The sequence below is a fragment of the uncultured Campylobacter sp. genome (assembly GCF_938018035.1).
Lineage (GTDB): Bacteria > Campylobacterota > Campylobacteria > Campylobacterales > Campylobacteraceae > Campylobacter_B.
Map to the genome: position 1 here is coordinate 1 of NZ_CALIJF010000038.1, position 4,935 is coordinate 4,935.

The following is a 4,935-nucleotide window of genomic DNA, read 5'->3' on the forward strand; positions in this document are numbered from 1 at the left end:
TTGGGAAAATTTTGCCGAGTTTATATCAAATTGCGGTAAATAGTTAGAATTTTAATTCGGGTTTAAATTTGCGCTCCGTACCTTGCCTCGCATAGAATTTAGCGCGGACGTAGTCCGCCCCTTATAAAGCGTCGTCGGGGGTTAGGTGGGGGTTTGGGGGCGGAAAGGGGAGCGACCTCGCAATTCAAGCCTCCTTTCTGCCCCCAAGATATTTCATTTATACGTAAACGTAATAGTACGTTCAACAAAATCAGGATTTGCACAACTAGAGTTTTAAACAAGATTTTAAAATGTAAAATTGCAAAATTCTACTAATTGAAATTTATAACTTTACAGCCAAATTAATAGAATTATGCAGCGAAAGTTTAGCACTCCATGTTATCGAACTTGCCGTACGAATATTTTTTTTGTGGATGGAATATTTTAAGGAAAAATAGGCAAAGGGCAAAGTATGTAAAAGAGCGATTACGCACAAAATAGCCGATGTTGATACAAAAGCAAACCTAAAAGAATTTTCGGCTACAATTTCCCGCAAATAAAGGCAAAATATGAAAGAAATCTCGCTACTAAGGCTCTCGCTCGCAATCTACATCGATATGTTTTTGCGCCTCGTGACCACGTTTATCAACACCTACATGATCTCGCGCGTGGACGTCTCGCTAGTAGGCGCGCTGGGGGCGGGCAACGAGATATTTTTGCTCTTCGTCACCGTTTTCGGTTTTTTGGCCGTGGGCTGCTCCGTGCTCGTAGCGCAGGCGCTCGGGGCGGAAAACAAAGTCCTAGCCATGCGCGCGATCCACACGAGCATCGCATTCAACGCGCTCGTGGGGCTTTGTAGCGGCGTTTTCGTCTTTAGCTGCGCGCCGTTTTTGCTGCACGCGCTGCAGGTGCCCGCCGAGCTTTTGAGCGAAAGCGCGATCTATCTTAAGGTCATCAGCATCGTCTTTGCGATAGACGCCGTCGCGATCGTGCTTAGCGCCATCGTGCGCGTTTACGGATACGCAAATTTCATTATCGCCGTCTCCTTGGTGATGAATTTAGTAACGCTCGCGGGCAACTACGTCGTGCTCTTTAGGCCGTTCGGACTGCCGTACTACGGGCTTGAGGGCATCGGCGTGAGCACGATCGCAGGGCGCATGATCGGCGTATTTTTATTCTTCCTCATCATCACGAAGGTGCTAAAGATAAAATTTTACCTCACGATGTTTTTAAAGATCAAGCTCGCCACGCTGCGTAAAATTCTATCCGTAGGGCTTCCGAGCGCGGGCGAAAACATGCTGTGGATCGTGCAGTATCTAGTCGCCTTCGCCTTCGTCGCGAGCATGGGCGAGGCGAGCCTTACCGTGCAGACGATCTATTTTCAAATTTCATCATTCATCTTCTTCGGCGGAAGCGCGATCAGTATGGCAAACGAAGTGATCGTAGGCCGCCTCGTAGGCGCCGCCAAGCCGCAGGAGGCGTATCGGCACACTTTTATCGCGCTGCGCTTCGGGCTTGGGGCGACGGCGCTTTTCGTCGCGATCGTGTTTTTAGCACGCGAGCAGATCATGGAGATGTTGAGCCTAAGCGAAGCGCACAAGCAGGTTATGCGGCCGCTTTTTTACCTAACGCTCGGGCTTGAGTTCGGGCGGACGCTTAATATCGTGTTCGTAAACGCCCTGCGCGCAAGCGGCGACGCGAGGTTTCCCTTTGCGATGGGCGTGATCTTTATGTGGGGCGTCTCGATCCCCGTGGGCTGGCTTTTGGGCATTCATCTGGGGTATGGAATTTTGGGCGTTTGGATCGGGTTTTTCTGCGACGAGTGGCTGCGCGGCAGCGCGAATACGGCGCGATGGATAAGTAAAAAATGGCAGAGCAAAAAGTTAGTCTAAATTTGCTAGGCTTGCCGATCAGCCTGCGCTTTAAGCGGATGAAATACGCGCGCATCCGCATTAGCAAGGACTGCGAGATCAGTGTGAGCGTGCCGCGCTCCTACACCGCGGCGCAAGCGAAAGACTTCATCCTAAAGCACGAAAGCTGGATCCGCCAAACGCTAGAGCGACTGCGAAGCAAACTTTTAGCAAGCGACGAGGTTAGAATTTTAGGCAAAATTTACAAGCTGAAATTTAGCCGCGAGGCTGAGCTAGGCGCAAACTGCGGCGCGAATAAAAATTTAGACAATGGCGGCACGCAAGGCTGCACGAACTGGGCGAATGGCGATGCGAATAGCGGCGCGGGAGGCGTAAATTCGGCTCATTTACAAAGCGGCGCGGGAAGCGATGTGAGCGGCAGCGCAAATAACGGTGCGGGCGGCATGAATGACGGCGCGGGAAGTGAAATTTTAAAATTTCACTCGGGCGAGTGCGCCTCGCAAAATGGCACAGCGAGCGATAATTTGAAATTTAACCTACCGGACGATGCGGCGCAAGGGCTCGCACAGCAAAGCGCAATGCGACAAAGCGGCGGGTTTATAAATACGGCGACGCAAAATGTCCGCGAGCAATCCTGCGGTGAAATTTTAAAATTTCATTCGGACGGGTGCGCTCCACAAAGCGACGACGCAGGTAAATTTAACTCCACTGCAAGGGGCGGAATTTTAAAATTTGACCCTGCCGCAGGGGATGAAATTTCAAAATTTAAACCCGCTGCGAACGGAGAAATTTCAAATTTTAGTTCTATCGTGGGCGAAGGAATTTCGGTCGCTAGCGAAAAAACTTCAAAATCCGCGAGCGAAAACGCGCCGCAAAATGTAGCGCAAAGCGCGCAAGCGGAGGAGCGCGACGAGCCCGATTTTACGATTAAAAATTTTATCCAAAGCTCTAAATTTAAAGATAAAATTTTCGTATCGGAGGGCGCGATCTTTTGCGAGAGCGAGGGCGAGTTTGCGGCGTTTAAAAAGGCCTTTGCGCTTGAGCTTTATCTGCGCTATATCGCGAAATTTTCCCCGCGGATAGGCCGCAAGATCGCGCGGGTGCGGGTGCGCAAAATGCAGACGCGCTGGGGCAGCTGTAACCACGCCAAGGGCTATCTCAGCTTCTCGCTAAGCCTGATAGAGCGGGATCCGCGCTTCGTCGAATACGTCGTGCTACACGAGCTCGCGCACCTCATCCACGCAAACCACGGAGCGGATTTTTACGCGCTCATCGCGAAGATCATGCCCGATTTTAAGGCACGTATCAAGCTAGGCAAGGGCTAGTTCGCAAACGGGGCGCCCGTTTAAATTTCACGCCACTGCGGCACAGTTCTTGCCGCAGTCGATAAATTTCAACCGATCTTTTTGCTGCGCCGTAGCAGCCCGCCCCGAACTCGTGCGATACAGGCGGCGAAATTTCGCGAATTTTCATGGGCACAAACTAATCTAAAGCCGCAAATTCCACGTATTTCTCCATCGCAACCAGCAGGAGCCAGCGCGCGGTAGGGCTGAAAAAATAGTGGTGTTCGGGGACCTGCTCCATTATAAATTTTAAAAAATCGTGAAAGTATTCGGGCGCAAATTTAACCTCGGCGCTCGTTAGACTATCGCCCAGATAGCAGATTTCGCCGCCTAAAATCCTCTTTTTTGCCGCGGGGTTTGCGTCTATGAAGCTTCTGGCACCGGCAAAGCTCAGGCAGTCCGCAGTCGCGTAATCTTTCAAACCTCGCAAGACAGGCTTGGAGCCGATGAAGGTAAAATTTTTTTCTCTATAAAGTGCGCTCTGCCCTCGCTTACCTGCCAGCGATCGCCCAAGCTCGATAAAAACGCAAACATCTCATCATCCGCGGATTTGAAATTTGCAGGCTCATTTTTGCGATCCATCTTTGTCCTTTTTAAATTCATAGTTGCTTTTATTTTGAAATTTTTACGATAAAGAACAGAAAATATGTTTGATTTAATCTTTTTAAAATCATTATATTAAATTAGGCTAATCAAGGTTTTCCGAGCTCTTTTTATTTCAAGCGAAATCCTTTACCGCCCTTTAAAATTCAACCAATTCAAATAATCGTTCTTTCTTTATTTTTTTGAACTTTATTTATTTGTTATCATCAGTGAACTGCTCTTTGACAAGATCTTTGATATCGCTTTTAATACTTTTAGTATCAACTATTGAATCCTCACCCAGCTTCTGAAATTTTTCTTTATCTGCCTTCGTATATTCCTGTTCATCATCATATTTTTTTGTGATCAACCGAATCATCTTGCGACGCAAAAACTTCTCATCTCTAATATTTGACCTCTCTTTGATCCACCCAATTAGTAATACCATCAACATTATAAAACCAATATAACCTAGAATTGGATACATAATCGATACCAAGGTCTTAAATCCAAAGAAACTACAAATATAACCCAATACAACCAGTGCAATCAAGATTATCCGCATCCTATTGACACTTCCACCATCAAATCTTCTTGCTGTCGCAAAGTACAAACTAAATGTTGTATTGAAGATCAAGGCAAAAATAGTGATGGCATAGATCAGGGCAAAAATTTTATTGATGCGATTAACAATGACAAGCATTGGAATATCGGCATCCTTAATGATGTCCAAATGGGCAAATAGTGAAGATGCTGCTGCGATCACAATCAGCCCCACAATAAATCCACCCAAGGCACCACCAATTTTTGCTTCCTTAATTCTCTTTTCTGAACCACCCATAACAAAGGCCATTGACACACCGTTGACTGCGCAGAGAGCGAAGTAATTAATCACGGAAACGACCACATTGTTGGTTGCCGGTCGAATGCTCTTTGCCACCTCATCCAGTCTTGCATAGTCATAGCTCTTTCCCACAAAGGTATACACAGTAATAATTGCAATCATAATGACAATCAATGGAGTAAAGACACCAATAACTTCCAAAATGCGTTCAAAATCCAAAAAGGCAACAACAATAATCAGTGCCGAGCAAACGAATCCGCCCACAAAAAATGGAAGATGAAATTGCTGACGCAAATTTGACCCTGCTCCTGCAATC

Annotated in this window: 5 protein-coding genes; 2 read left to right on the forward strand and 3 right to left on the reverse strand. The window is 47.2% G+C overall.

Annotated features, from left to right (window positions below; genetic code table 11):
* Positions 1-548 precede the first annotated feature (548 nt).
* On the forward strand, positions 549-1,871 hold the full coding sequence (locus Q0257_RS01200) for an MATE family efflux transporter (protein ID WP_298020519.1): 1,323 nt from the start codon (positions 549-551) through the stop codon (positions 1,869-1,871).
* Positions 1,847-3,175 carry a M48 family metallopeptidase gene (locus Q0257_RS01205; RefSeq protein WP_298020523.1) on the forward strand — a complete coding sequence of 443 codons (1,329 nt, stop codon included), beginning with the start codon at positions 1,847-1,849 and terminating at the stop codon, positions 3,173-3,175. The genes Q0257_RS01200 and Q0257_RS01205 overlap by 25 nt, the downstream gene beginning before the upstream one ends.
* 157 nt (positions 3,176-3,332) lie before the next feature.
* On the opposite strand, the gene Q0257_RS01210 is transcribed toward Q0257_RS01205, so the two are convergent.
* The 3 genes from Q0257_RS01210 to Q0257_RS01220 all read right to left on the reverse strand — a co-directional run.
* Complete coding sequence (locus tag Q0257_RS01210; RefSeq protein ID WP_298020526.1) at positions 3,333-3,614, reverse strand: hypothetical protein; 282 nt, start codon at positions 3,612-3,614, stop codon at positions 3,333-3,335.
* Positions 3,611-3,775, reverse strand: coding sequence for a phosphohydrolase (locus tag Q0257_RS01215; RefSeq protein WP_298020529.1), 165 nt, complete (start codon positions 3,773-3,775; stop codon positions 3,611-3,613). The genes Q0257_RS01210 and Q0257_RS01215 overlap by 4 nt, the downstream gene beginning before the upstream one ends.
* A gap of 214 nt (positions 3,776-3,989) precedes the next feature.
* Positions 3,990-4,935, reverse strand: a 946-nt coding sequence (locus Q0257_RS01220; protein ID WP_298020532.1) for a hypothetical protein, incomplete at its 5' end; no start/stop codon positions are given.